This window comes from Pseudooceanicola profundi, from assembly GCF_050897955.1.
Classification (GTDB): domain Bacteria; phylum Pseudomonadota; class Alphaproteobacteria; order Rhodobacterales; family Rhodobacteraceae; genus Pseudooceanicola.
This window is the reverse complement of the sequence record NZ_JBPAXZ010000001.1, coordinates 1,545,769-1,569,670: the sequence shown is the minus strand read 5'-3', so window position 1 is coordinate 1,569,670 and position 23,902 is coordinate 1,545,769. Positions and strand designations below refer to the sequence as shown.

Genomic DNA, 23,902 nt, shown 5'->3' with positions numbered 1-23,902 from the left:
TTATAGGGCAAGCAGCAAGGAGGACCAGCGAATTGCCAACCTGGGTATTCGGTTACGGATCACTTATCTGGAACCCCGGTTTCACCCCGGCGGACCAATGTCTGGCGACGCTGGACGGTTTCCGGCGGTCTTTCTGCATGTCCTCCATCCACCATCGCGGCAGCGAGGCGGAGCCGGGGCTGGTGCTGGCGCTCGATACCGCCGAGGGGCATCATTGCCGGGGTCTCGCCCTCTGCATCCCGGAGGCGGAGGAGGCTGAGGTTCTGGAGGTGCTGAGGGAGCGGGAGCTGGTGTCCTCGGCCTATTACGAGACCACCGTGCCGCTCAGGCTGGATGACGGGCGCAAGGTCAACGCGCTGGCCTATGTCGTTGATCGCAGTCACGTCCAGTATTGCGCGGCCCTCACGCTGGAGGCGCAGGCCGAGATCATCGCCCGCGCCACAGGCGGGCGGGGGCCCAATCGTGACTACCTCTGGCAGACCTCGGACCATCTCCGCGAATTGGGGATCGGTGACGAGGAGTTGATCGATTTGTCGGAACGTGTGCGATATCTGGTAGATAGAGGCTTCACTTAAAGCCGGAATTCCCCTAGCGTCTGTCCGAGACAACAGTGTCGGGAGCCGTCCGAATGGACCGACCGGACCGCGAGGCCGAGCCGCAGTTTTCACAACCCGTGCGTCAGGTCATCCTGATGCTGATCGCTCTTGGCCTGGCGGTCACAGCCGGGGTGTTTGCGGCGCCCTCTGTCCTGCCGATCTTTGAATCGAACCCCTGGCTGAACGGCTTGATCGCCTTTGTCTTTGCCGTCGGCATCATCGCCTGTTTCTGGCAGGTGGTGCAGCTTGTCGCATCTGTCCGCTGGATCGAGGCATTCACCAAAGGCACTGTCGACGCGGAAGGCGTGCGGGCGCCGCAGCTGCTGGCGCCGCTGGCGACGCTTCTGAGATCGCGCAATAAACGGATGCAGCTGTCGTCGTCGTCCACTGCCTCTATCCTCGATTCCGTGGCGACGCGGGTCGACGAGGCGCGGGAAATTACACGCTACCTTGTTAATCTTCTGATCTTCCTTGGTCTTCTGGGGACGTTCTACGGGCTGGCCACGACGGTTCCGGCCGTGGTGGACACGATCCGGTCGCTTGCCCCGCAGGAGGGGGAGGGCAGTGTCGACATCTTCAACCGCCTGATGCAGGGGCTGGAGAGCCAGCTGGGCGGTATGGGGGTGGCCTTCGGCTCCTCGCTTCTGGGGCTGACCGGGTCGCTTGTCGTCGGGCTTCTGGAGCTTTTTGCAGGCCATGGTCAGAACCGGTTCTACCGGGAGCTGGAGGAATGGCTGTCGACCATCACGCGGGTTGGTCTGGCGAGTGCCGAGGGCGAGGGCGGAACCGATACGCAGGTGCTGTCTGCCGTGATCGACACGATGAACGAACAGATCGATGCCCTGCAGGAGATGTTCGCGCAGTCCGATGCCAGCCGTCAGGGGACGGATGAACGGATCGGGGCGCTGGTCGAAAGCATTGACCGGCTGAGCCATCGGGTGGGCGAGAACGCACCGCAGAACCAGGCCCTGATGCGGGTCGCGGAGGGGCAGGAGACGCTGGTCGCCCTGCTTCAGCAGCGCGGCGAAGGGGAAAACGTTCTGGATGCGGAAAGCCGGATGCGCCTTCGGTCTATCGATGTCCAGCTGTTGCGTCTGCTTGAGGAAATCTCTGCCGGCCGACAGGAGACGATGGCAGAACTGCGCACCGATATCGCCGCGCTGGCCAGAACTCTGGCGCCCCGCTCGTCGTCCGACCGTCGTCTGGACCCCGTGCCCGGGCGGGAACATGAGGGGTGAGTGATGGCCCTTTCCCGCCGCTCGGGTAACCGGTTTCAGGGGTCGATCTGGCCCGGCTTCGTCGATGCCGTCACCGGCCTGCTGATGGTCCTGACCTTTGTCCTGACGATCTTTATGGTGATGCAGTTTGTTCTGCGCGAAACGATCTCGGGACAGGAGAGCCAGCTGGATGAGCTGACGGCCGAGGTTGCCACGCTGGCGCAGTCTCTGGGTCTGGCGCGGGACCGGGCCTCGACGCTGGAAAGCCGGCTGGGCGAAACCTCTTCGGCCCTGTCGGAGGCCGAGAATGAGATCGCGCAGCAATCGGCGCTGATTGCCACGCTGACGCAGCAGCGCGCCCAGCAGGAAGCGGCGCTGGAGGCCGCGCAGGGCCGGATCAGCGATTTCGAGGCCCAGGTCGCGGCGCTGATCCTGCAGCGCAACGCCGCGCAGGATCGGATCGCGACGCTGAGCGGTGAACGCGACGATCTGATCACCGCTCGGGATGCGCTGAGCGCAGAGCGCGATGCCCTGACAGCCGAACGCGATGCGCTGGTTACGGCGCGGGATGAGCTGAGCTCTGAACGCGACGCGCTGACGACCGCACTGGCGGCCGCGCGCGAAGAGATCGACGCGGGGGCAGAGGCGGCGCGGCTCGCAGCCGCCCGGCGTGAAGCGCTGGAGGCCATGATTGCCGATCTCAACCGGCAGGCGACGGAAGGCGAGGCGCTGCGCGGGACGCTCTCTGATCGGGTGGCCGAACTGGAAGACACGCTGAGCGAGGAAGAGGCGGCCCGGCTGGCAGAGGCCGCCGCCGCCGAAGCGCTGCGGGAGCGGCTGAAAACGTCGGAGGCGGAGCTGACCGCCATGACCCTCGCGCTGGAACAGGAACGGCAGCGGGCGGAGGATACGCTGACCCTGCTGGCCGCCGCGCAGGAAGAAGGCAACGATCTGGATCTGCGGCTGGCGGAGGCGCTGGCACAGCTTGAGGACACCGGCGCACTGCAGGCGCAGCTCGGCGCGGTCAGGTCTGACAGGGATGAGGCGAGGCGCCAGCTGGAACAGGCGCAGACCGCACTGGAAGAGGAGCGGGCACAGGCCGCGGCGCGGGAGGCGGCGCTTTCGGAAGGGGCCGCAAGTCTGACCGACCGCGATGCGCGGATCGCTGAGCTGCAAAGCGCGCTTACCGCCAGCCAGAACGACCTGGCGCAGACCCGGACCCGACTGTCAGAGGTTCAGGGGGCGCTGGATCGGACGCAGGGCGAACTGGCCCAGTCACAGGCGGCACGCGACGCGCTTGAGGCAGAGGGGATTGATCGGGACGAGCTGAAACGCCGGCTTGCCGCGGCACTGGCCGCGAAACTGGCGGCGGAGCAGTCGGAGGCGGAACGACTGACGGAGGCCGAACAGCGGGCCGTTCTGCTGGCGCAGGCGAATGCGGCGCTGGCGGAGCAGGAGGCGGCCTCGGCCGAGGCGCAGCGGCAGACCGAGGTTCTCAACCGGCAGGTGGCGCAGATGCGTCAGCAGCTGTCGCAGCTTCAGGGGCTGCTCGACGATTACAAGGCGCGGGATGCCGCGAACCAGGTGCAGCTGCAGACGCTGGGATCGGATCTGAACGCGGCGCTGGCGCAGAAAGCCGCGGAAGAGCGCCGCCGCCGGCAGCTTGAAGAAGCAGAGCGCAAACGGCTGGAGGCGGAGCGTGCCCAGCTGGAGAAATACAAATCCGACTTCTTTGGTCTGCTCAGGGATGTCTTTGCCGGGCAGGAAGGCGTGCGGATCGTCGGCGACCGCTTTGTCTTTTCCTCCGAGGTGCTGTTCGATCCCGGGCGGGCGGATCTGTCGGAAAATGGCCAACAGCAGATTGCCTCCATCACCGCGACATTGCGGTCGCTGGCGGATCAGATCCCGGAGGGGATCGACTGGATCCTGCGGGTGGACGGACATACGGACAATGTCCCTTTGTCGGGGCTGGGTGAATTTGCCGACAACTGGGAACTGTCCCAGGCAAGGGCGCTGTCGGTTGTGCGCTACATGACCGAATTTCTGGGCTTCCCGCCGGGCCGGCTGTCGGCAAACGGGTTTGGTCAGTATCAACCCATCGCACCGGGCGATACGGAAGAGGCGCGCGCGGCGAACCGGCGGATTGAGCTGAAGTTCACCGAACGCTGAGATATCCCGACGGGCGGATGGCCGGTCGCCGGTCGGGCGAGCAGGATGTGCGCAGGCGGGCTGCGCCTTGCGTGATTAGCCGATCTCGGCGGTGACGACCTTGCGGGACAGCTCTTCCCCGTCACGCCGGAGCACGACGGTGCCGGTATAGGTGCCAGGAGATAGCGGAGCGTGCAGGCGTTTGCCGGAGGCCCGATAGGTCTGTGCCTTTGGCGCCTTGAGCACCTCGGTGTGTTCGAAGAAAGGCCCGTCAGGCCCGTCGATGCGCAAATCCATTTCGTCGCCCTTGCGGGTGCCAAACCCAAAGCCCCAGATCACCAGCGCGGGGGCATTTGCGGGTATGGCATCCAGACCGGCTGTCCCTGCCTTGACGTCGGCATAGTCCGGCACGCCGGTGGCAAAGCCCGCGTTCATCAGCCCGCCGGGCTGATAGGGCAGGTCCTCGGCCCAAAGCGGGGCCTCGGCTGCGCCGCAGCTGTCCGGCGCCGCGTCCGGGCGGAACGGGTCGATCTGCTCGCCGTCGTGGCGGACGGAGATGTGCAGATGTGGAAATTGTGTCCGGCCGGACAGGCCGACCTGGCCCAGGCGGTCGCCGGCCGCGACCTGCTGGCCTTTGCGGACGCTGACGGAGCCGCGTTTCATGTGGCAGTACTGGGTTTCCCAGCCGCCTGCATGTTCGATCACAACGCCATTGCCGCAATCTTTGCCGCCCAGATCGGCCTTGCCATCATAGAGCCGGTCCGGCACGCCGTCCCGTGTTCCCCGAACGCGGCCGGGGGCGGCCGCAAAGACATCGACGCCGGCCTGCATGGCGGCGATCGACGGTAGCCCGAAATCCGTCCCCTTGTGGCCGTCATAGCTGAGGCCGGCGCAGGTGTAGTCGCGGATGCCCGGGCCGGGATCGGAATCGACGTAATTCTGTATGAAACAGGTGTCACCGGGCTGGCAGTCCAGCGGGAGGGTCAGCGACAGAGGTTCGGCTTGGGCCGCAAGTCCGGCCGACAGGGCGGCAGACAGGGCGACTGGCAGGATAACGGGATGGCGCATTGGACTCTCCTGTCTGTCAGGCGGGGGATAGCAGATCCGGCGGCTTTCCGGGATCGCAAATGCGTGAGGTCGGCAGGCGGGCGCCGCTCCCGCTGACGCGGGACGCCCCGCCCGCCGTCCCGTAGAAAAAGGCGCCCGCAGGCGCCTTTTCCGGATCGGTTGTGGGACCGGTCAGTCTGCGGTCAGCAGGGGCGGTTTGTTGCCGGACAGGCGCGGTTTTTCCGGGCCGTCCATCCGCAGGTCGATCTTGCCATCTTTGACGCCGACCTTGACGTTGCCGCCTTTGGTCAGCTTGCCGAAGAGCAGTTCCTCGGCCAGGGGTTTCTTGATGTTTTCCTGGATCACCCGGCCCAGAGGGCGGGCGCCCATCTTGTCATCATAGCCCTTGTCGGCCAGCCATTCGGCCGCCGGCTTGGTCAGCTCGATCGTCACGCCGCGATCCATGAGCTGGGCTTCCAGCTGGAGGACGAATTTCTCGACCACCTGCATGATGACCTCTTTCGGCAGAGGTGCGAAGGAGATGACGGCATCAAGACGGTTGCGGAATTCCGGCGTGAAGGTCCGTTCGATGGCGGCGGTATCCTCGCCCTCCCTCCGGTCGCGGCCGAAACCGATGGCGGCCTTGGCCATGTCGGAAGCCCCGGCGTTGGAGGTCATGATCAGGATCACGTTGCGGAAGTTCACCGTCCGGCCGTTATGGTCGGTCAGCTGGCCGTTATCCATCACCTGCAGCAGGATGTTGTAGACATCCGGATGCGCCTTCTCGATCTCGTCCAGCAGCAGCACGCAATGGGGGTGCTGGTCGACGCCATCGGTCAGCAGGCCGCCCTGGTCGAAGCCGACATAGCCCGGAGGGGCGCCGATCAGACGGGAGACGGCGTGTTTCTCCATGTATTCGGACATGTCGAAGCGCAGGAGTTCCACGCCGAGCGTGTCGGCCAGCTGCTTGGCCACCTCCGTCTTCCCGACACCGGTGGGACCGGCGAAGAGGTAGTTGCCGATTGGTTTTTCGGGTTCCCGAAGCCCGGCGCGCGCCAGCTTGATCGCGCTGGAGAGCGCGTCGATGGCATTGTCCTGGCCGAAGACCACGCGCTTGAGCGAGTTCTCCAGATCCTTGAGCACCTCTGCATCGTCCTTGGTGACGTTCTTGGGCGGGATGCGGGCGATCTTGGCGACCACGGCCTCGATCTCCTTGGTGCCGATGGTTTTGCGGCGTTTGCTTTCCGCGACCAGATGCTGGGCGGCGCCGGCCTCGTCGATGACGTCGATGGCCTTGTCGGGCAGTTTGCGGTCGTTGATGTAGCGGGCCGAAAGCTCCACCGCCATCTTGATCGCGTCATTGGTGTATTTGATGTCGTGGTGATCTTCGAAATAGGGCTTGAGGCCCTTGAGGATCTTTACGGCATCTTCAACGGACGGTTCGCTGACATCGATCTTCTGGAACCGGCGCGACAGGGCGCGGTCCTTTTCGAAATGCTGGCGGAATTCCTTGTAGGTGGTGGAGCCCATGCACCGCAGCTTGCCGCCCTGGAGGGCCGGTTTCAGCAGGTTGGAGGCATCCATGGCACCGCCTGAGGTGGCGCCGGCACCAATCACCGTGTGGATTTCGTCGATGAACAGAACGGCGTCGTCGTGCTGTTCCAGTTCGGTGACGACGGCTTTCAGGCGTTCCTCGAAATCGCCGCGATAGCGGGTTCCGGCCAGCAGCGCGCCCATGTCGAGCGAGTAGATCGTTGTCTTCGACAGGACGGAGGGGGTTTCGCCTGCCACGATCTTGCGCGCGAGCCCCTCTGCGATGGCGGTCTTGCCGACACCGGGGTCACCCACGAGAAGCGGGTTGTTCTTGCGGCGGCGGCAGAGCACCTGAATGCAGCGCTCCACCTCATGTTCGCGGCCGATCAGCGGGTCGATATCGCCGTGGCGGGATTTGGCATTGAGATCGACGCAGTATTTCGCAAGCGCGCTTTCCTTGCTGTCGCCTTCTGGGGTGGAGGCGGCGGCCTGCGGGGCTGCTTCTTCCTCCTCTGCGCCGGTGACGGGGCGGTTTTCGCCGTAGGCCGGGTCCTTGGCCACGCCATGGGCGATGAAGTTCACCGCATCGTAGCGCGTCATGTCCTGATCCTGCAGGAAATAGGCGGCGTTGCTTTCGCGTTCGGCGAAGATGGCCACCAGGACGTTGGCGCCCGTCACTTCGGTCCGGCCGGAGGACTGGACGTGGATCGCGGCGCGCTGGATGACGCGCTGGAAGGCGGCGGTGGGCACCGCTTCCGACCCGTCGATGTCTGTGACGAGGTTCGAAAGGTCCTCCTCCACGAATTCGAGGAGCGTTTTTCGCAGTTCCTCGATATCCACGGAGCAGGCTTTCATCACCCGTGCCGCGTCGGGTTCGTCGATCAACGCCAGCAGCAGATGCTCCAGCGTTGCAAATTCATGTCGCCGCGCATTGGCCAGGGCCAGGGCAGCGTGGATTGCCTGTTCAAGCGTGTTCGAGAATGAGGGCACTCGCATGCTCCTTTTCGATAGGGTTGGAGCGCGGGGTGGTCGGCCCCGGCTTCAACCATGGCCTCATAGTGTTAAAGTTTGGTCGATTGCGGCCCATCTTCAAGGGTTTTCTGGTGCGTTCTCATCACATTTATCTGCTTGACAGCTTATCGGCCTCAGTTTGAAGCGTTTCAGAAGCTGTCTTTGCGGCGCCGGACCTCGGCAAAGACCTCTGCCGGGCTGGCGCCCTCCATCCCGACGGCCTTTTGCACCTCCGGGGTGTGGCAGCGCAGGAAAGGGTTGGTTTTCAACTCTTCGGCGAGTGACACGGGCACCGTAGGCTCTCCCCGGTTGCGCTGCGCCTGAACCTTTTCGGCGCGGGCAAGGTAATCGGGGTTCTCGGGTTCGATCGAGAGGGCGAATTTCATGTTCGAGAGCGTGTATTCATGCCCCGAGTAGATCATCGTCTCGGGTGGCAGGGCTGCGAGTTTCTGGAGCGTGGCGTGCTGCATCTCCATCGTGCCCTCGAAGACGCGGCCGCAGCCCCAGGCCATCAGGCTGTCGGCGGTGAAGACGGCCTTGGCCTTTGGAAAGTGGAAGGCGATATGGCCCAGCGTGTGACCGGGCACTTCGATGATCTCCGTATAGGCGTCGTCGGTGCCGCCGCTCATGTCCGGGGTCAGTTCCAGATCAAGCGGGGGCATCTTGGCGGCCTCCGATTTGGGGCCGGAGACCTTGGAGCCGAATTTCTCCCGGATCGCCGCCGCGCCCTGAGTATGGTCGGGGTGGTGATGGGTGATCAGGACGGCACCGATGCGCCATCCGCGGGCCTCTGCTGCGGCGATGATCGGCTCGGCCTCGGGGGCATCCACAACACAGACGCCATCGGGCCCGTTGACGAGATAGGCATAATTGTCCGAAAGGCAGGGGATGGTGACGATCTCAAGAGCCATGGAAAATGACCTCCGCGTTGTTATGGTGGGGGTAAGGAAACCCATCTAAGGGCGGCTTGCAATGCACCTGGACGTTCAGGACCTGCGCAATTTCTACTACCGGTCCACCCTGGGCCGGGCGGCCCAGACCCATGTGCGGCGGGAATTGCGGGCCCTGTGGCCGGAGGCCAAAGGGCAGACTGTTGTCGGGTTCGGGTTCGCGGTGCCGCTGCTCCGGCCCTATCTGGCGGAGGCAAAGCGGGTTGTCGGGCTGATGCCGGGGCCGCAGGGGGTCATGCCCTGGCCGGCCGGGATGGCCAATGTGTCGGTGCTGTGCGAGGAAACGGTGTGGCCGCTTGAGACTGGGCATGTCGACAAGCTGGTGGTCCTGCACGGGCTTGAGACGTCGGATTATCCGTCGGACCTGCTTCAGGAATGTTTCCGGGTGCTGGGGCCGGGAGGGAAGGTCGTCTTTGTGGTGCCGCACCGGTCGGGCCTGTGGTCGCGGTCCGACAGGACGCCCTTCGGATGGGGGCGCCCCTATAGTCTGAGCCAGCTTGAGGCGCAGCTGAAACGGCACTCCTTCCTGCCCGAACGCTCCGTGCAGGCGCTGTTTCAGCCGCCCTCGCATCGTCGGTTCTGGCGCAAGACGGGGCCGTTCTGGGAAAAGCTTGGCGCGCGGTTGGGCATGGTGATGTCGGGCGGCGTGCTGATCGTGGAGGCGTCGAAACGCGTTCACCTTCCCAGCGGGCCCGGTGAGCCGGTGCGACGGCGGGCCGGGCTGAAGGTGCTGGAGGGGCTGACCGCGCCGGCGGCAGAACCGGCGCGGCGGGTGTTCGGGATCAGGCCGGGATCGTGTGGCCGACGAGGCTGATATCGGTCACGTCAAAGGTCGTGACGCCATTCAGCACGAGCATCCGGGTCATTGTGTCGGCGGTGTCGTGGCTGATGGTGATCGTGATCTCCGTCGATCGGCCATCGGCAGAGAGGGCCGTGGTAATGTCACTGATCGCGTAACCCGAAGCCGGGTCGGGCATTTCGATCACCAGCACATCCTCGTCCAAATCGAAGTCGGTGATGGCCCCGACATCCTGATGTGCCGGAAAGGCGGTTGCGGCAACGTCGGCTTCGGCCGCGCTGCCTGCCTCGGGCAGACCGTTGAGGGTATCGTTGATCTCTGGCACGAAAAGGCTGTTGTCGAGCGTGAAGGTATCCGCGCCGTCACCGCCGGTCAGGGTGGCGTCGATCAGGTCTTCGCTATCGGGGTCAAGGCCATCCAGCACACCGGTCAGCGCGTTCACGGGCAGGGGCGCCCGCAGCAGGGTCAGGCTGTCGTTCCCATCGCCGCCAATCGCGGTGCCCGTGCTGTCAACGACCATCGTGTCATGGCCGGCGCCCCCGTAGGCAATGGCTTCGCCGTTCACGTCGATACTGTCAGCACCATCGCCGCCATAGACCTCGGACTCGTCAAAGGCCCTGATGGTGTCTTCGCCGACGCCGCCATAAAAGGTCGAATCTCCAAACGATGTCGCGAAATCAGCGCCGCTTTCGCCATAGCCTTCGGACGAGCCGAACAGGGCGAAGGTGTCGTTGCCCTGCTGTCCCCGCCCGATGGCATTGTCGCTGAGCGCCAGATAGTCGTCGCCGCTGCCGCCGATTGCCTGCGTATCGTCTTCGGCTTCGATATCGTCATTGCCGCCCTGGCCAAAGACACGTGCCGTGTCACTCAGCTCTATCCGGTCGTCGCCCGCCCCGGCATAGCCGGTCGCGGAATCGCTCAGGGTCATCAGGTCGTTGCCCGCCCCGCCGTAGGCCGAGGCAGACCTGGCCGCGATCACGTAGTCATTGCCGGCCCCGCCGGATGCCATGCCGTTGTCGCCATAGGCGGCCAGCGTGTCATCGCCCGCATCGCCGTATCCGGCGCCTGCGCCGCGCGTAATGACCGAGTCATCTCCGGCGCCGCCATAGGCATCGGCATCGTCAAAGGTTTCCAGGTAATCGTCGCCGGCATCGCCATAGATGACGCCGCTGCCATAACGGCTGACAGTGTCGTCGCCCTGGCCTGCGTGAAAGGCATCCGGCCCGTCATCTCTCAGAACGACGTCATCGTCGCCGTCGGTTGAGGCATCGGTTTCTTCAGAATTTTCAGAAGTATCAATCGCGGTCACAAGGCCGGCGATCAGAAGGAGGAATATCAATGTCATGGAAGGTGTCCGGAAGCGAGAGAGGCGTGAGCACGGTGGCGACCGGCGTCACGCATGCAGATTATCGTTTTTGGGACCAGCTCGGCAACTGGACTTCACACTCAAAAACAGTTGTGTCCCAAACGTGAACAATCCCGGGGAGCACCGCCGATAGCGCGAGCCGCCAATCTGCCAAAATGCCGCAGGCAGGCCGCGCGTCATGGGGTGTTTGCGGTAACGGTCGGACCGGTTGCGCGGCGGTCAGAGCGTGTCCCGGTTAAGGAATCGCTAAAGCAGCTTGGATCATACCGGCCCGGCGGCCGCGAAAGGGGGGGCGCGCCGGACCGTCGCAGAACCGCAATCGCCTGAAAACATTGGTTGCGGTATCAAGGTACCAAGCGGGTTGCTAGGTTAGAAATGCTCTGCTACACCCACGCCGATTTTGCTGCTTTGGCCTTGGCCGAGGCCTAACGCCCCCTGCCAGCGCAGCACTCGCGCCGAAGGGGCCAAGACATCGGAAGGGTGGACGTGTCCGAACCAGCTTCGATCTCCTCCGGCATCGCCGCGCGCTATGCCACCGCGATCTTCGAAATTGCCCGTGACAACAATGACCTCTCTTCGCTGGAATCTGGCGTCGAGGACCTGAACACGGCCCTCGCGGACAGCGCCGACCTGCGCGACCTTATTTCGTCGCCGGTCTATTCCCGCGAAGCCCAGGGCAAGGCAATCGCCGCCCTGGCAGTCAAGATGGGTCTGCCCGCAGTCCTGAAAAACAGCCTCGGCCTGATGGCCGAAAAGCGTCGCCTCTTTGTGCTGCCTCAGCTGGTCACCCAGCTGCAGGAGGCAATTGCCACGCACAAGGGCGAAGTCACTGCCGACGTCGTCAGCGCCAAGGCGCTTACGAAAACGCAGGAAGCAAAGCTTGAGAAAGTGCTGTCGGCCCAGGCCGGCAAGACCGTCAAGCTCAATACTTCCGTCGATGAAAGCCTCATCGGTGGTCTCATCGTGAAAGTGGGCTCGCGCATGATCGACACCTCGGTCAAGGCGAAGCTCGCATCCCTTCAGAATGCCATGAAAGAGGTCGGATAATGGGAATCCAAGCTGCCGAAATTTCTGCGATCCTAAAGGAGCAGATTTCCAACTTCGGACAGGAAGCCGAAGTTGCAGAAGTGGGCCGTGTGCTCTCGGTCGGTGACGGGATTGCCCGCGTCTACGGCCTGGACAGCGTGCAGGCCGGTGAGATGGTCGAATTCCCCGGCGGTATCCGGGGCATGGCGCTGAACCTCGAAGCCGACAACGTCGGTATCGTGATCTTCGGCTCCGACCGCGACATTAAAGAAGGCGACACCGTCAAGCGCACGAACTCCATCGTGGACGTTCCTGCCGGCGAGGCGCTGCTGGGTCGCGTTGTCGACGGTCTGGGCAACCCGCTGGACGGCAAGGGCCCGATCGCGGCCACCGAGCGCCGCATCGCAGACGTGAAAGCGCCGGGCATCATCCCGCGTAAATCCGTGCACGAGCCGATGGCGACCGGCCTCAAGGCCATTGACGCCATGATCCCGATCGGCCGTGGCCAGCGCGAGCTGATCATCGGCGACCGTCAGACCGGCAAGACCGCCGTGGCGCTCGACACGATCCTGAACCAGAAGTCCTACAACGACGCCGCAGGCGACGACGAGAGCAAGAAGCTCTACTGCGTCTACGTGGCTGTCGGCCAGAAGCGTTCCACCGTGGCGCAGCTGGTGAAGAAGCTCGAAGAGACCGGCGCGATCGAATATTCGATCGTCGTGGCCGCCACCGCGTCTGACCCGGCGCCGATGCAGTTCCTGGCCCCCTATGCCGCGACCGCAATGGCCGAGTATTTCCGCGACAATGGTAAGCACGCGCTGATCATCTATGATGACCTCTCCAAGCAGGCCGTGGCCTACCGCCAGATGTCCCTGCTGCTGCGCCGTCCGCCGGGGCGTGAAGCTTACCCGGGTGACGTTTTCTACCTCCATTCGCGCCTGCTGGAACGTTCGGCCAAGCTGAACGCTGATTTCGGCTCCGGTTCGCTGACGGCTCTGCCGGTCATCGAAACCCAGGGCGGCGACGTGTCCGCGTTTATTCCGACCAACGTGATCTCCATCACCGACGGTCAGATCTTCCTGGAAACGGAACTCTTCTACCAGGGTATCCGCCCGGCCGTGAACACCGGTCTTTCGGTGTCCCGCGTGGGGTCCTCCGCCCAGACCAAGGCGATGTCCTCGGTTGCGGGTCCGGTGAAACTGTCGCTCGCCCAGTATCGTGAGATGGCGGCATTCGCGCAGTTCGGTTCCGACCTCGACGCCTCCACCCAGCGTCTGCTGGGCCGTGGCGCGCGCCTGACCGAGCTGATGAAGCAGCCGCAGTACGCCCCGCTGACCAACGCAGAGATCGTGACCGTGATCTTCGCCGGCACCAACGGCTACCTGGACAACCTGCCGGTGTCCTCGGTTGCGCGGTTCGAGGCCGAGCTGCTGAAGTTCATGCGCACCACGAAGAAGGACGTCCTTGACTGGATCACCACCGAGGATCCGAAAATCAAGGGTGAGCCGGCGGACAAGCTGAAGGCAGCGATCGACGAATTCGCCAAAGATTTCGCCTAAAGGAGAGCGCTTATGCCTTCCCTGAAGGACCTAAAACTGCGGATCGAGTCGATCAAATCGACCCGCAAGATCACAAAGGCCATGCAGATGGTGGCCGCCGCGAAACTGCGGCGGGCACAGGATGCCGCCGAAAGCGCCCGGCCCTATGCCGAGCGCTTCAGTGCGGTCCTGGGGCAGCTGGCTGCCTCCGTCGGCGGGTCGGACACTGCCCCGCTGCTGCTGAAAGGCACCGGCAAGGATGACGTGCATATGCTCGTCGTCATGACGGCGGAACGTGGTCTCTGCGGCGGGTTCAACTCCAACATCGTGAAGCTGGCCAAGACCCATGCGCGCGAGCTCCTGTCCCAGGGCAAGACAGTGAAAATCCTCACGGTCGGCAAGAAGGGCCGGGAACAGCTGAAGCGTGACTTTGGCGACAAGCTGGTGGCGCATGTGGATCTGAGCGAGGTGAAGCGGATCGGCTATGCCAATGCGCAGGACATCGCCAAGGACCTGCTGGGCCGCTTTGTCGAGGGGGAATTCGACGTTGCCACGATCTTCTATGCGAAGTTCGAGAACGTCGTGACCCAGAAGCCGACCGCGCAGCAGATCATCCCCGCGTCCTTTGACGCGCCGGAAGAGTCGGATGCCGCGGCCACGCTTTACGATTATGAGCCCGACGAGGAATCGATCCTCGCCGATCTGCTGCCGCGCGGAGTTGCAACGCAGATCTTCGCGGCTCTGCTTGAAAACGGCGCGTCCGAACAGGGTGCGCGGATGTCGGCGATGGACAACGCCACGCGGAACGCGGGCGACATGATCGACAAGCTGACGATCGAATATAACCGTTCGCGTCAGGCCGTCATCACCAACGAACTGATCGAGATTATTTCGGGCGCGGAAGCGCTCTAACGGAACCGGAGACGAAACATGGCAAACGCAAAAGGCAAAGTGACCCAGGTCATCGGCGCCGTTGTGGACGTGCAGTTCGACGATCACCTGCCGGAGATCCTCAACGCACTGACCACCGACAACAATGGCAACAAGCTGGTTCTGGAAGTGGCGCAGCACCTTGGTGAAAACACCGTGCGCACCATCGCAATGGACGCAACCGAAGGTCTGGTCCGCGGCCAGGCCGTGGAAGACACCGGCGCGCCCATCTCCGTTCCGGTCGGCCCCGCCACGCTGGGCCGCATCCTGAACGTGATCGGCGAGCCCGTGGACGAGAAGGGCCCGGTCGAAGCGCAGGAATTCCGCCCGATCCACGCCCCGGCCCCCGATTTCGCCGATCAGGCGACCGAAGCCGAGGTCCTCGTGACCGGCATCAAGGTGATCGACCTCCTCGCGCCCTACGCGAAGGGTGGTAAAATTGGCCTCTTCGGCGGTGCCGGCGTGGGCAAGACGGTTCTCATTCAGGAACTGATCAACAACATCGCAAAGGTGCACTCGGGTCTCTCCGTGTTCGCCGGCGTGGGCGAGCGGACCCGTGAAGGGAACGACCTCTACCACGAGATGATCGAATCCGGCGTTCTGACCCCGGACAACCTGCCGGACTCGAAGATCGCGCTGGTCTACGGCCAGATGAACGAGCCGCCGGGGGCCCGTGCGCGGATCGCCCTGACCGGTCTGACGCTTGCGGAACAGTTCCGCGACGCAACCGGGACCGACGTTCTGTTCTTCGTCGACAACATCTTCCGCTTTACGCAGGCGGGTTCGGAAATGTCCGCACTTCTGGGTCGTATCCCCTCCGCCGTGGGTTACCAGCCGACGCTGGCCACCGACATGGGTGCGATGCAGGAACGGATTACCTCCACGAAGAACGGCTCGATCACCTCGATCCAGGCTGTCTACGTTCCCGCGGACGACCTTACCGACCCGGCACCGGCCACGACCTTTGCCCACCTCGATGCAACCACGGTTCTTAACCGTGCGATCTCCGAGCTTGGCATCTACCCGGCCGTGGACCCGCTCGATTCCACCTCGCGTCTGATGGACCCGCAGGTGATCGGCGAGGAGCATTACCAGGTGGCCCGTGACGTGCAGGGTATCCTTCAGCGCTACAAGTCGCTGCAGGACATCATCGCGATCCTCGGGATGGACGAACTGTCGGAAGAGGACAAGCTGACCGTTGCGCGTGCGCGTAAAATCCAGCGTTTCCTGTCGCAGCCGTTCGACGTTGCGAAGGTCTTCACCGGCTCTGACGGTGTGCAGGTTCCGCTGGAAGACACGATTTCCTCCTTCAAAGCAGTTGTGGCCGGCGAATACGACCACCTGCCGGAAGCGGCCTTCTATATGGTTGGCGGCATCGAGGATGTGAAAGCCAAGGCCGAGAAGCTGGCGGCGGAAGCCGCGTAAGGATCTGACAGATGGCAGATAACATGACCTTCAGCCTCGTGTCGCCGGAACGGAGCCTTGCCTCCGGCCCGGCCACCGCGGTGCAGATTCCGGGCACGGAAGGCGATATGACGGCGATGGCGGGGCATGTCCCCACCATCACCACGCTGCGCCCCGGTGTGCTGCATGTGGAAGGTCCGGATGGAGAGGATGATTACATCGTCTCCGGCGGTTTCGCCGAAATCTCTGCCGATGGGGTGACCGTTCTGGCTGAACGCGCGCTGCATCAGAAAGAGATGACCCAGGATATTTACACCGACTGGGTGAAAGAGGCGAAGGAGGCGCATGAGAAAGCCTCTGACGAGGATGCGCCGGCCGCAGCCAAGCTTCTGGCCGATATGGTGGCCATGGGCGGGCACATCGGACTGGACCCGAACCACGCGAATTTCTGACCCTTCCGGGTTGGACGGATTTGGAAGGCCCCGGAGAGGATCCGGGGCCTTTTGCTTTGCGGGCGTGAACCAAAGGCGCGCCTGCGGCGCATTCTGCTGTGGCGATCCTGCGGGGCAGGATCGCGGTGCCTCCGGCGGGAGTATTTGGGGAAAGATGAAGGGGCGGGTTGCGCTGTTTTTGGAAACAATGGCCCGAATTGATCTGGATTTTCGAGCAAAGCCCGCGAAATGAGGCGGGGAGAGAATTTGGTAAGCCGTTCAATTTTTAGGGAATTGGGGCCGCGGGCTGAACTATTTGCGGAGACAGCTGCCCGGGTATTACCTTTTTCTGCTCCTTATTGTCGCCGGAATTGTCCGCCAGAAACAAGATCGGACAGATGGGACTTAAGAGATGCAAAAGCTCAGTAACCAGTTCATTGGCGTGGATCAGGGAGAGGCGGTGGTCTTTTCCGATTTCGAAAATGGCGGGAATATGTGGACCGGGGAGGGCAGCCGTGAACGACGGCAGCGCGTGAATTTCACGGAGCGCTTCCGCGGCAGGCCGGCGGTGCATTGTTCCGTATCGCTCTGGGATGTGGATACTGCGACCAATGTGCGGGCGGATGTGTCGGCGGACAGTATCGATGCCGACGGCTTTGATATTGTGTTCCGCACCTGGGGAGACAGCAAGATCGCCCGGGCGCGGATCGGCTGGATGGCCATTGGTGCCGTCCGGCATGAGGATGACTGGGACGTCTGAGACGTCCCGCGACGCCGCTTTGCTTGCACCCCGGAGGCGGGCGGCGTATTGAGCGCGAAACGCGCGCTTAGAGGGGGCCTCCGATGGGGTTCAAGATGGGGATCGTGGGTCTGCCCAATGTTGGCAAGTCCACTCTTTTCAACGCATTGACGAAGACGGCGGCGGCGCAGGCTGCCAATTTCCCGTTCTGCACGATCGAGCCCAATGTCGGCGAGGTCGCCGTGCCCGATGCGCGGCTGGACAAGCTGGCTGGGATCGCCCAGTCGAAGCAGATCATTCCGACGCGGATGACCTTTGTGGATATCGCCGGTCTGGTGAAGGGCGCCTCGAAAGGGGAGGGGCTGGGCAATCAGTTTCTGGCCAATATCCGGGAGGTGGATGCCATCGCCCATGTGCTGCGCTGTTTCGAGGATGGCGATGTGACCCATGTGGAGGGGCGCGTTGATCCGGTCGCCGATGCGCAGACCATCGAGACGGAGCTGATGCTGGCCGATCTGGAGAGCATCGAGAAGCGCCGTGCCAACCTTGTCCGCAAGCTCAAGGGCAATGACAAGGAAGCGCAGCAGCAGGACCGGCTGCTGGCCGCCGCACAGGCCGTTCTGGAAGATGGCAAGCCCGCCCGCGTGGTCGATGTGGATGCCGAGGATGCCCGCGCCTGGAAGCTGTTGCAGCTGCTGACGACGAAGCCGGTGCTTTACGTCTGCAACGTGGCCGAGGAAGAGGCGGCGGAGGGCAATGCCCATTCCGCAGCCGTGGCGGAGATGGCGGCGGCCGAAGGCAATTCCCACGTGATCATCTCTGCCCGGATCGAGGAAGAGATCAGCCAGCTCGACTCCGAGGAGGCGGAGATGTTCCTGGGCGAGATGGGACTGGAGGAGGCGGGGCTCGACCGGCTGATCCGCGCGGGCTACGAGCTGCTGCATCTGGAGACCTATTTCACCGTGGGCCCCAAGGAGGCGCGCGCCTGGACAATCCGCCAGGGGACCGCTGCGCCTCAGGCGGCGGGCGTTATCCACGGGGATTTCGAAAAGGGGTTTATCCGGGCGGAAACCATCGCCTATGACGATTATGTGGCCTGTAACGGCGAAGCGGGGGCGCGGGATGCGGGCAAGCTGAGGGCTGAGGGAAAAGGCTACGTCGTCAAGGATGGCGACGTTCTGCATTTCCTGTTCAGTTCGTAAGGGGCGGCCGGGGTTTGCCGGGACAGTTTGACCGGGATGCGGTCCCGGTCACCCGGCGTAGCCTGCCAGGAATTCCATATCGGCGATAGAATACCGGCGCCCCCCGATTTCACAGAAATAATTGTCGCGGATGGCGGCCCGGTCGGGGTCAGCCAGGCCGGTGCCCTCCAGTTTTGCGCTATGCGACGCCATATGCACGTCCTTGTTGGCGAAATGCGGGATCGCGATATCGGCAGGCACTGCGAATGCCTCGCGGAAGGCGGCTTCGTCGGAGAGGAGTGTCTCCATCTTGCGCATGGGAACGCCGTGACCCAGAGCGGTCAGGTTGTAGGCGGTGACGTGATTGCAGGCGAAATAATAGAGCAGGTTGGGCAGGGATGTCGGGAGGTTTGCGGCGATCAGGGGCTGAAGGCCGGCGTTCAGCACCTGTAGAAAACTGTTCCCGTCGCCTTGCAGGACTTTTCGCGCGATCCAGGCGTAGCAGCTTTCGATCTGTTTTTCCGGCGTTCTGACGATCAGCCAGTAGTTCACCTCGCCGATGTCGCAGAGCGGTTTCATCTGCTGGGTTGCAAAGAGGGTGTGCACCGCGACGGGTGTCCTGCCGGCTTGTCTGCTTTCTGTCATGGCTGCCAGAAACTCCGCCGGGGTCTGGCGCGACAGGGCGAGGGATTCCTTCGTCCGGAAATTCTGCGATCCATGTGCCACATCATAGCCGGGCAGGCCGGACAATATGCTGGAGATGGAATGCGTTGCGCTAAAACCTATGGATTCTGCAATGATCATTAACACCACCCGTGACTGCTTGTTCGAACTGTGCCATGTGGGCGGCGCTATTGGTAGTGGATTTGGGCGGGCGGTGGCCTATTTGTAGAATATTGGCCCTGATTTTGTGCTGGGTCCCGGCAAGCGCGGAGATTTAGGGGGCTTCCGAGGGGGCGGTCCTCGGAAGACATTGATCAGGGGGCTGTGTGGCCGCAAAGCGTTGCAGGCTCTCCGGACACTCAGGCGTTGCGTCGTGGGGCGCGGTGGACGACCCGCGAGCACATGCGGCCCAGCCGGCGTTATCTGTTCTTCGTATCACGCCACTGGCGGAAGAGGTCCAGATTCTCGTCCTTGGTCGCGGGGTAAAGTCCGATAATCGTTGCGCCGTCTTTGACCCTTTCGACAACGAAATCCTCATAGGCCGTCATTTCGACAGCTTCATAGGCCACCTCATCCGCGATTTCTGCCGGGATGACGATGACGCAGTCATCGTCGCCGACGATGATATCGCCGGGAAAGACAGGCGCATCGCCGCAGCCGATCGGGCCGTTGATCTCAATCGCTTCGTGCAGGGTGAGGTTGGTCGGGCTGGACGGGGTCACGTGGTAGGCCGGGATATCCAGCGTGGCAATGGTGGCCGCATCGCGGAACCCGCCATCGGTCACAATTCCTGCGCCGCCCCGCATCATAAGCCGGGTGACGAGAATATCGCCGGCAGAGGCGGCGCGGGCGTCTTTCCGGCTGTCGATCACCATGACATGACCTTCGGGGCATTGTTCGATGGCGACACGCTGCGGGTGGTCGGGATTGCGGAATTCGACCAGCTGATTGCGATCCTCGCGGGCAGGCATATACCGCAGGGTGAAGGCGGGGCCGACCATATTGACGCCTTTGCCGCGGATCGGGTGCACACCCTGGATCACCTGATTGCGCAGCCCGCGCTTGAAGAGGGCGGTGGCGAGGGTGGCAACCGACACGCCCATCAGTCTTTCTCGGGTTTCGTGGTTCATTTGTCGGTCCTCCTTGACCGTTTGGCTGTGTTGGGGCCCTGAGATCGTCGGGCTTTCGTTCCCGGGCGGGCTGGCGGATGCGAGGCTTCCTCGCCTTTCTTTGTTGGCCCGGCGGTCGCAGGGGCGCCCCCTGTCCGGGGCGGTGGGGCGCTGCGACGGATCAGGGGATCGCGCGGCCAAACCTTGCGCCCGATTTGCCTGTTACAGCAGGTTGGGCGGGGTCCCGATCTGTTCCGCCGGTCAGATCAACCCGTTGGCCGAGAGGAAGGTCTGCAGCCTGTTCTGCTGCGTCTCTGTCAATGGCCAGGCCGAGGGTGGACGCGTCGGGCCGCAGTCCATGCCGAGGGCCTGCAGCGCGGCCTTCACGCCGGTCACATTGGTGCCGTTCATCTCTTCGGCGCGGATATCCTCAAAGGCGCGCATCTCGCGGATCAGGGAATTGGCGGTCTCGTAATCGCCGCCATCGAGCGCCGTATGGATCGCCATGGACCGCTCCGGCCAGACGTTGATCAGGCCGGAGGTGAAGCCGCGTGCGCCCACAGCATAGAGCGGCGGCGCCCAGACCTCTGCCAGACCGCCGACCCAGACGATGGAGGGATCGCAGGCGGCCTTGGCTTCGGCCAGTTTCAGCGGGTTGGGCGTGGCCCATTTCACGCCCTTGACGCCGGGCACGGAACAGAGATCGGCAATCGCCTTGGTCCCGATGGCGTCATTGCGCAGGTAGAGCATCATCGGCAGCCCGCCGGAGGCCTCGTGCACGGCTTTGACATAGTCGACCGTTCCGCGCGGCGCCACGAAGGGATCGGGCGGCTGGTGGATCATCAGCGCGGAGGCGCCTGCATCGGCAGAGGCCCTGGCCAGGCGGCAGGCATCGCGGATGCCGCGGCCGACGCCCGCCAGAACCGGAGCGCGGTCGCCGACCATCTCGCAGACAGCCTCGGCCATTGCGACGGCTTCGTCGGTCGTCAGGGCGTAGAATTCGCCGGTATTGCCGTTGACGACAGGGATGTGCATCCCGGCCGCCAGAGCCCGGTCGATGATCGGGGCGAGCTTTGCCGGGGCAATTTCACCCGCCTCGTCATAGGGGGTGACGAGAATGCCGGAAATGCCGGTCAGCGCCTTGTCGAGATCGTGGGCCATTGGGACCTCCTCAGAAAATGTCGGGCTCGCCCGCGACCTTGCCGAAGCCGCGTTCGAGGTAGTCGAAGTCGCAGCCCTTGTCGGCCTGCAGCACATGTTTGGAGAACATCCAGCCATAGCCGCGTTCGAATCGCGGCTTCGGCGGGGTCCAGGCGGCACGGCGCTTCTCCAGCTCCTCCTCCGGGACCAGCATGTCCAGCGTCCGGTTTGGTACGTCGAGCTTGACGATATCGCCGGTCCTGAGCAGCGCGAGCGGCCCGCCGACGAAGCTTTCGGGTGCTACATGCAGCACGCAGGCGCCGTAGGAGGTGCCGGACATCCGCGCGTCGGATATCCGCAGGAGATCGCGATGCCCCTGTTTGATCAGCGCTTTGGGGATTGGCAGCATGCCCCATTCTGGCATGCCGGGACCGCCCTGCGGCCCGGCGTTGCGCAGCACCATCACGGTGTCGGGCGTGACCTCGGCATTCTCGTCATCGACCCATTTCTTCATCTCGGGATAGCTGTCGAAAACGACGGCGGGGCCTTCGTGCTGGTAATATTTCGGATCGCAGGCGGCGGGCTTGATCACCGCGCCGTCCGGGCAGAGGTTGCCGCGCAGCAGCGCCAGCGAGCCCTCGTGGTAAACCGGGTTCGACAGCGGCCGGATCACGTCGTCATTATAGACAACCGCGCCTTCCAGGTTCTCGCCCAGGGTCTTGCCGGTCACAGTGATGCAGGACGTGTCCAGCCGGTCCTCCAGCTGCTTCATCAGCGCGCGCAGACCGCCCGCGTAGAAGAAATCTTCCATCAGGTAGTCCTTGCCGGAGGGACGGACGTTGGCGATCAGCGGCGTGGTCCGGCCAAGTGCGTCGAGGTCATCGAGGGTGAAATCCACCCCGGCCCGGCGCGCCATGGCGATCAGGTGCACTACGGCATTGGTCGAACAGCCGGTGGCCATGGCGGTGATGGCGGCGTTCTGGACGGAGGCGCGGGTGACGATCTTGTCAGGCGTCAGCTCTTCCCAGACCATCTCGACCACGCGGCGGCCGCAGTCTGCGGACATGCGCTGGTGGCCCGAATCGACCGCCGGGATGGACGATGCGCCCGGCAGGGTCAGCCCCATGGCGTCGGTGATTGCCGTCATGGTGGAGGCTGTGCCCATGGTCATGCAGGTGCCCGCAGAGCGCGCGATGCCGCCCTGGATGCCCAGCCATTCCTCATCGGTGATATTGCCGGCGCGGCGCTCGTCCCAGTATTTCCAGGCGTCCGATCCGGAGCCGAGGATCTTGCCCGCGTAATGGCCGCGCAGCATCGGACCGGCGGGCAGGTAGATCATCGGCACACCGGCAGTCAGCGCGCCCATGACGAGGCCCGGCGTGGTCTTGTCGCAGCCGCCCATCAGCACAACGCCGTCGAACGGGTGGGAGCGGATCATCTCTTCCGTCTCCATGGCCAGCATGTTGCGGTAGAGCATGGAGGTCGGCTTGGTGAAGGACTCGTCGACGGAGAGCGACGGCATCTCCACCGGCAGGCCGCCCGCCTGCGAGACACCCCGTTTCACATCCGCCGCGCGTTCGCGGAAATGGCTGTGGCAGGAATTGATCTCTGACCAGGTGTTGAGGATGCCGATGATCGGTTTGCCGCGAAATTCCTCCTCGGAAAAGCCCAGCTGCATCATCCGGGAGCGGTGCCCGAAAGATCGCAGGTCATCGGGGGCAAACCAGCGATCGCTGCGCAGGGCTCGCTTTGCCTGATTGTCCGAATTCGACATGACTATCCTCCCATCGGCGCCGGTGATTCACCGCTTATGTATGCGTATACATTTCAAAAGGTCAACGGGCGCTCGGATTATTATTTCAAAATAAACAGATATGAAGGCCTATTGACAGGAGATGGTCTGTCGTGGTCCAACTCACTGTATGCGCATACATTGCGTTGCTGGTCGTGGAGGAGCACGGGCGGCAATTGAACCAGCGGTCGGCATCGACCATCCCGGAGGAGCAAAATGAGACTTTCCCGCAGAACCCTTCTTGCCGCAGTGTCTGCCGCGGCGCTTGTCGCGCAGCCTGTTACGGCGTTTGCCCAGGACCTGCCCCGCAATATCCGCATGGTGATCGGGTCCAAATCGACCGGCGGCGACACCTATCAGAATTCCGCCATCGTTGCGGATGCGCTGTCCGAAAAACTGGGTGTGAACATCAAGGTCGACGCGGTCGGCGCGTCGGAAGCGTTCAAGGCGCTGGCACGTGACAAGCGCGGCACGACGATCATGATTTTTCATGACCAGTCCTATCTGGGCAATCTCTATGGCGTGTCGGGCTATGACGATCCCTTTGCCGGATATGTCGTCGGCCCGACCGTGGCGATCAACCCGGGCAATGCCTATCTGGTCCCCGCGAACAGCCCCTACCAGTCGATGGAAGACATCCTGAAGGCCGCAGAAGCCGGAACCAAGGTTCGCGTCGCCATTCAGCCGGGCGGTGTGTCTGAAATCGGGTTCTCGGCGATGAAGAACGCGGCCAAGGTCCGCGCGCCGGGGTCGGAAGAAAATATCGTTGCCGTGAACACGGGGTCCCAGTCCGACAAGAACCAGGCGATGTGGGATAACCTGGCCGATGTGATCAATGGATCGATCCAGGCCAATGAGCAGTTTACCCAGCTGCCTGCGGATGATCAGAAGGCCATGCGGTTCGTCTGGATCACCGCGCGCCCCGCGACGCTGGAACAGGCGCCGGAGGCCGGCATGGGCGGCACGACCCGCGACGACATGCTGGCCTATGCCAGCCCGGAAACCAGCGTGACGCTCAACGGGTCCGAAGATTTCACCTTCGATAAAGAGTTCTTCATGCTCTTCAACTCTGAGATGGACCCCGCGATCATCGAGACGATTGATGCCGCGCTGGGCGAGATCTTTGCGGAAGGCGAGATCCAGAAGCGCCAGAAAGAAGCGTTTTTCATCCCGAACTATCTGCCTGCGGCAGAGGCGCGTCAGCATCTGACGTCCAAACGGGATACCTACGGGAAAGTTATCGCCGACATTACCGAAGGGTCGTGACCGGCTGATCTGACCC

At 63.4% G+C, this 23,902-nt stretch carries 20 protein-coding genes; 12 read left to right on the top strand and 8 right to left on the bottom strand.

The window, feature by feature from the left end; genetic code table 11:
- Window positions 1-32 precede the first annotated feature (32 nt).
- From ACRARG_RS07835 to ACRARG_RS07825, 3 genes are read left to right on the top strand one after another with little or no spacing between them, the layout of a single operon-like run.
- Window positions 33-575: a gamma-glutamylcyclotransferase gene (locus ACRARG_RS07835; protein WP_432689431.1), complete on the top strand. Its 543-nt coding sequence runs from the start codon at window positions 33-35 to the stop codon at window positions 573-575.
- Window positions 576-628: 53 nt separating this feature from the next.
- On the top strand, window positions 629-1,834 hold the full coding sequence (locus ACRARG_RS07830; RefSeq protein WP_432689430.1) for a biopolymer transporter ExbB: 1,206 nt from the start codon (window positions 629-631) through the stop codon (window positions 1,832-1,834).
- A gap of 3 nt (window positions 1,835-1,837) precedes the next feature.
- Complete coding sequence (locus ACRARG_RS07825) at window positions 1,838-3,982, top strand: peptidoglycan -binding protein (RefSeq protein WP_432689429.1); 2,145 nt, start codon at window positions 1,838-1,840, stop codon at window positions 3,980-3,982.
- 75 nt (window positions 3,983-4,057) lie between these two features.
- On the opposite strand, the gene ACRARG_RS07820 is transcribed toward ACRARG_RS07825, so the two are convergent.
- The 3 genes from ACRARG_RS07820 to gloB all read right to left on the bottom strand — a co-directional run bounded on the left by ACRARG_RS07820 (window position 4,058) and on the right by gloB (window position 8,463).
- Window positions 4,058-5,029 carry a M23 family metallopeptidase gene (locus tag ACRARG_RS07820; protein WP_432689428.1) on the bottom strand — a complete coding sequence of 324 codons (972 nt, stop codon included), beginning with the start codon at window positions 5,027-5,029 and terminating at the stop codon, window positions 4,058-4,060.
- 171 nt (window positions 5,030-5,200) lie between these two features.
- Window positions 5,201-7,531, bottom strand: a complete 2,331-nt coding sequence (gene clpA / locus ACRARG_RS07815) for an ATP-dependent Clp protease ATP-binding subunit ClpA (RefSeq protein WP_432689427.1) — start codon at window positions 7,529-7,531, stop codon at window positions 5,201-5,203.
- Between the two features lie 170 nt (window positions 7,532-7,701).
- On the bottom strand, window positions 7,702-8,463 hold the full coding sequence (gloB, locus tag ACRARG_RS07810; protein WP_432689426.1) for a hydroxyacylglutathione hydrolase: 762 nt from the start codon (window positions 8,461-8,463) through the stop codon (window positions 7,702-7,704).
- 61 nt (window positions 8,464-8,524) lie between these two features.
- Here gloB and ACRARG_RS07805 point away from each other — a divergent pair, with 61 nt between their 5' ends.
- Window positions 8,525-9,316 carry a class I SAM-dependent methyltransferase gene (locus tag ACRARG_RS07805; protein WP_432689425.1) on the top strand — a complete coding sequence of 264 codons (792 nt, stop codon included), beginning with the start codon at window positions 8,525-8,527 and terminating at the stop codon, window positions 9,314-9,316.
- Here ACRARG_RS07805 and ACRARG_RS07800 read toward each other — a convergent pair.
- A complete protein-coding gene (locus tag ACRARG_RS07800; protein ID WP_432689424.1) occupies window positions 9,285-10,646 on the bottom strand; it encodes a hypothetical protein in 1,362 nt (453 codons plus the stop codon). The two genes, ACRARG_RS07805 and ACRARG_RS07800, sit on opposite strands and share 32 nt — an antisense overlap.
- A gap of 507 nt (window positions 10,647-11,153) precedes the next feature.
- Between ACRARG_RS07800 and ACRARG_RS07795 the strand changes: the two genes are divergently transcribed.
- The 7 genes from ACRARG_RS07795 (at window position 11,154) to ychF (ending at window position 17,937) form a co-directional block, all read left to right on the top strand.
- Window positions 11,154-11,714, top strand: a complete 561-nt coding sequence (locus ACRARG_RS07795; protein ID WP_432691333.1) for a F0F1 ATP synthase subunit delta — start codon at window positions 11,154-11,156, stop codon at window positions 11,712-11,714.
- Window positions 11,714-13,252 carry a F0F1 ATP synthase subunit alpha gene (gene atpA / locus ACRARG_RS07790; RefSeq protein ID WP_432689423.1) on the top strand — a complete coding sequence of 513 codons (1,539 nt, stop codon included), beginning with the start codon at window positions 11,714-11,716 and terminating at the stop codon, window positions 13,250-13,252. Before ACRARG_RS07795 ends, atpA begins: the two co-directional genes overlap by 1 nt.
- A 12-nt stretch (window positions 13,253-13,264) precedes the next feature.
- The gene (locus tag ACRARG_RS07785) at window positions 13,265-14,143 is read left to right on the top strand and encodes a F0F1 ATP synthase subunit gamma (RefSeq protein ID WP_432689422.1); all 879 of its coding nucleotides are present in this window, start codon (window positions 13,265-13,267) and stop codon (window positions 14,141-14,143) included.
- 18 nt (window positions 14,144-14,161) lie between these two features.
- Window positions 14,162-15,586 (top strand): F0F1 ATP synthase subunit beta, encoded by a 1,425-nt coding sequence (gene atpD / locus ACRARG_RS07780; RefSeq protein WP_432689421.1) that lies wholly within the window; start codon window positions 14,162-14,164, stop codon window positions 15,584-15,586.
- Window positions 15,587-15,597: 11 nt separating this feature from the next.
- Complete coding sequence (locus ACRARG_RS07775) at window positions 15,598-16,017, top strand: F0F1 ATP synthase subunit epsilon (RefSeq protein ID WP_432689420.1); 420 nt, start codon at window positions 15,598-15,600, stop codon at window positions 16,015-16,017.
- A 391-nt stretch (window positions 16,018-16,408) separates the two neighbouring features.
- Window positions 16,409-16,756 (top strand): H-type lectin domain-containing protein, encoded by a 348-nt coding sequence (locus tag ACRARG_RS07770; RefSeq protein ID WP_432689419.1) that lies wholly within the window; start codon window positions 16,409-16,411, stop codon window positions 16,754-16,756.
- Window positions 16,757-16,839: 83 nt separating this feature from the next.
- Window positions 16,840-17,937 (top strand): redox-regulated ATPase YchF, encoded by a 1,098-nt coding sequence (gene ychF, locus ACRARG_RS07765; protein ID WP_432689418.1) that lies wholly within the window; start codon window positions 16,840-16,842, stop codon window positions 17,935-17,937.
- 48 nt (window positions 17,938-17,985) lie between these two features.
- Here the strand turns inward: ychF and ACRARG_RS07760 are convergent, their stop codons facing one another.
- The 4 genes from ACRARG_RS07760 to araD form a co-directional block, all read right to left on the bottom strand.
- On the bottom strand, window positions 17,986-18,720 hold the full coding sequence (locus ACRARG_RS07760; RefSeq protein WP_432689417.1) for a hypothetical protein: 735 nt from the start codon (window positions 18,718-18,720) through the stop codon (window positions 17,986-17,988).
- A gap of 278 nt (window positions 18,721-18,998) precedes the next feature.
- Entirely contained in the window at window positions 18,999-19,709 is a 711-nt protein-coding gene (locus ACRARG_RS07755) for a ribonuclease activity regulator RraA (RefSeq protein ID WP_432689416.1), read from the bottom strand.
- 240 nt (window positions 19,710-19,949) lie between these two features.
- On the bottom strand, window positions 19,950-20,849 hold the full coding sequence (locus ACRARG_RS07750; protein ID WP_432689415.1) for a dihydrodipicolinate synthase family protein: 900 nt from the start codon (window positions 20,847-20,849) through the stop codon (window positions 19,950-19,952).
- A 10-nt stretch (window positions 20,850-20,859) separates the two neighbouring features.
- Window positions 20,860-22,602 (bottom strand): L-arabinonate dehydratase, encoded by a 1,743-nt coding sequence (araD, locus tag ACRARG_RS07745; RefSeq protein ID WP_432689414.1) that lies wholly within the window; start codon window positions 22,600-22,602, stop codon window positions 20,860-20,862.
- A gap of 234 nt (window positions 22,603-22,836) precedes the next feature.
- Between araD and ACRARG_RS07740 the strand changes: the two genes are divergently transcribed.
- Window positions 22,837-23,886 (top strand): type 2 periplasmic-binding domain-containing protein, encoded by a 1,050-nt coding sequence (locus ACRARG_RS07740; RefSeq protein ID WP_432689413.1) that lies wholly within the window; start codon window positions 22,837-22,839, stop codon window positions 23,884-23,886.
- The last annotated feature ends 16 nt before the right edge of the window (window positions 23,887-23,902 follow it).

What these genes read in the sequence shown, in the direction of transcription:
- ACRARG_RS07830 (WP_432689430.1), top strand. Translation starts at nt 629, where the DNA reads ATGGACCGACCGGACCGCGAGGCCGAGCCGCAGTTTTCACAACCCGTG.
- ACRARG_RS07825 (WP_432689429.1), top strand. Translation starts at nt 1,838, where the DNA reads ATGGCCCTTTCCCGCCGCTCGGGTAACCGGTTTCAGGGGTCGATCTGG.
- ACRARG_RS07820 (WP_432689428.1), bottom strand. Translation starts at nt 5,029, where the DNA reads ATGCGCCATCCCGTTATCCTGCCAGTCGCCCTGTCTGCCGCCCTGTCG.
- gloB (WP_432689426.1), bottom strand. Translation starts at nt 8,463, where the DNA reads ATGGCTCTTGAGATCGTCACCATCCCCTGCCTTTCGGACAATTATGCC.
- ACRARG_RS07805 (WP_432689425.1), top strand. Translation starts at nt 8,525, where the DNA reads ATGCACCTGGACGTTCAGGACCTGCGCAATTTCTACTACCGGTCCACC.
- ACRARG_RS07800 (WP_432689424.1), bottom strand. Translation starts at nt 10,646, where the DNA reads ATGACATTGATATTCCTCCTTCTGATCGCCGGCCTTGTGACCGCGATT.
- atpA (WP_432689423.1), top strand. Translation starts at nt 11,714, where the DNA reads ATGGGAATCCAAGCTGCCGAAATTTCTGCGATCCTAAAGGAGCAGATT.
- ACRARG_RS07785 (WP_432689422.1), top strand. Translation starts at nt 13,265, where the DNA reads ATGCCTTCCCTGAAGGACCTAAAACTGCGGATCGAGTCGATCAAATCG.
- atpD (WP_432689421.1), top strand. Translation starts at nt 14,162, where the DNA reads ATGGCAAACGCAAAAGGCAAAGTGACCCAGGTCATCGGCGCCGTTGTG.
- ACRARG_RS07775 (WP_432689420.1), top strand. Translation starts at nt 15,598, where the DNA reads ATGGCAGATAACATGACCTTCAGCCTCGTGTCGCCGGAACGGAGCCTT.
- ACRARG_RS07770 (WP_432689419.1), top strand. Translation starts at nt 16,409, where the DNA reads ATGCAAAAGCTCAGTAACCAGTTCATTGGCGTGGATCAGGGAGAGGCG.
- ychF (WP_432689418.1), top strand. Translation starts at nt 16,840, where the DNA reads ATGGGGTTCAAGATGGGGATCGTGGGTCTGCCCAATGTTGGCAAGTCC.
- ACRARG_RS07760 (WP_432689417.1), bottom strand. Translation starts at nt 18,720, where the DNA reads ATGATCATTGCAGAATCCATAGGTTTTAGCGCAACGCATTCCATCTCC.
- ACRARG_RS07755 (WP_432689416.1), bottom strand. Translation starts at nt 19,709, where the DNA reads ATGAACCACGAAACCCGAGAAAGACTGATGGGCGTGTCGGTTGCCACC.
- ACRARG_RS07750 (WP_432689415.1), bottom strand. Translation starts at nt 20,849, where the DNA reads ATGGCCCACGATCTCGACAAGGCGCTGACCGGCATTTCCGGCATTCTC.
- araD (WP_432689414.1), bottom strand. Translation starts at nt 22,602, where the DNA reads ATGTCGAATTCGGACAATCAGGCAAAGCGAGCCCTGCGCAGCGATCGC.
- ACRARG_RS07740 (WP_432689413.1), top strand. Translation starts at nt 22,837, where the DNA reads ATGAGACTTTCCCGCAGAACCCTTCTTGCCGCAGTGTCTGCCGCGGCG.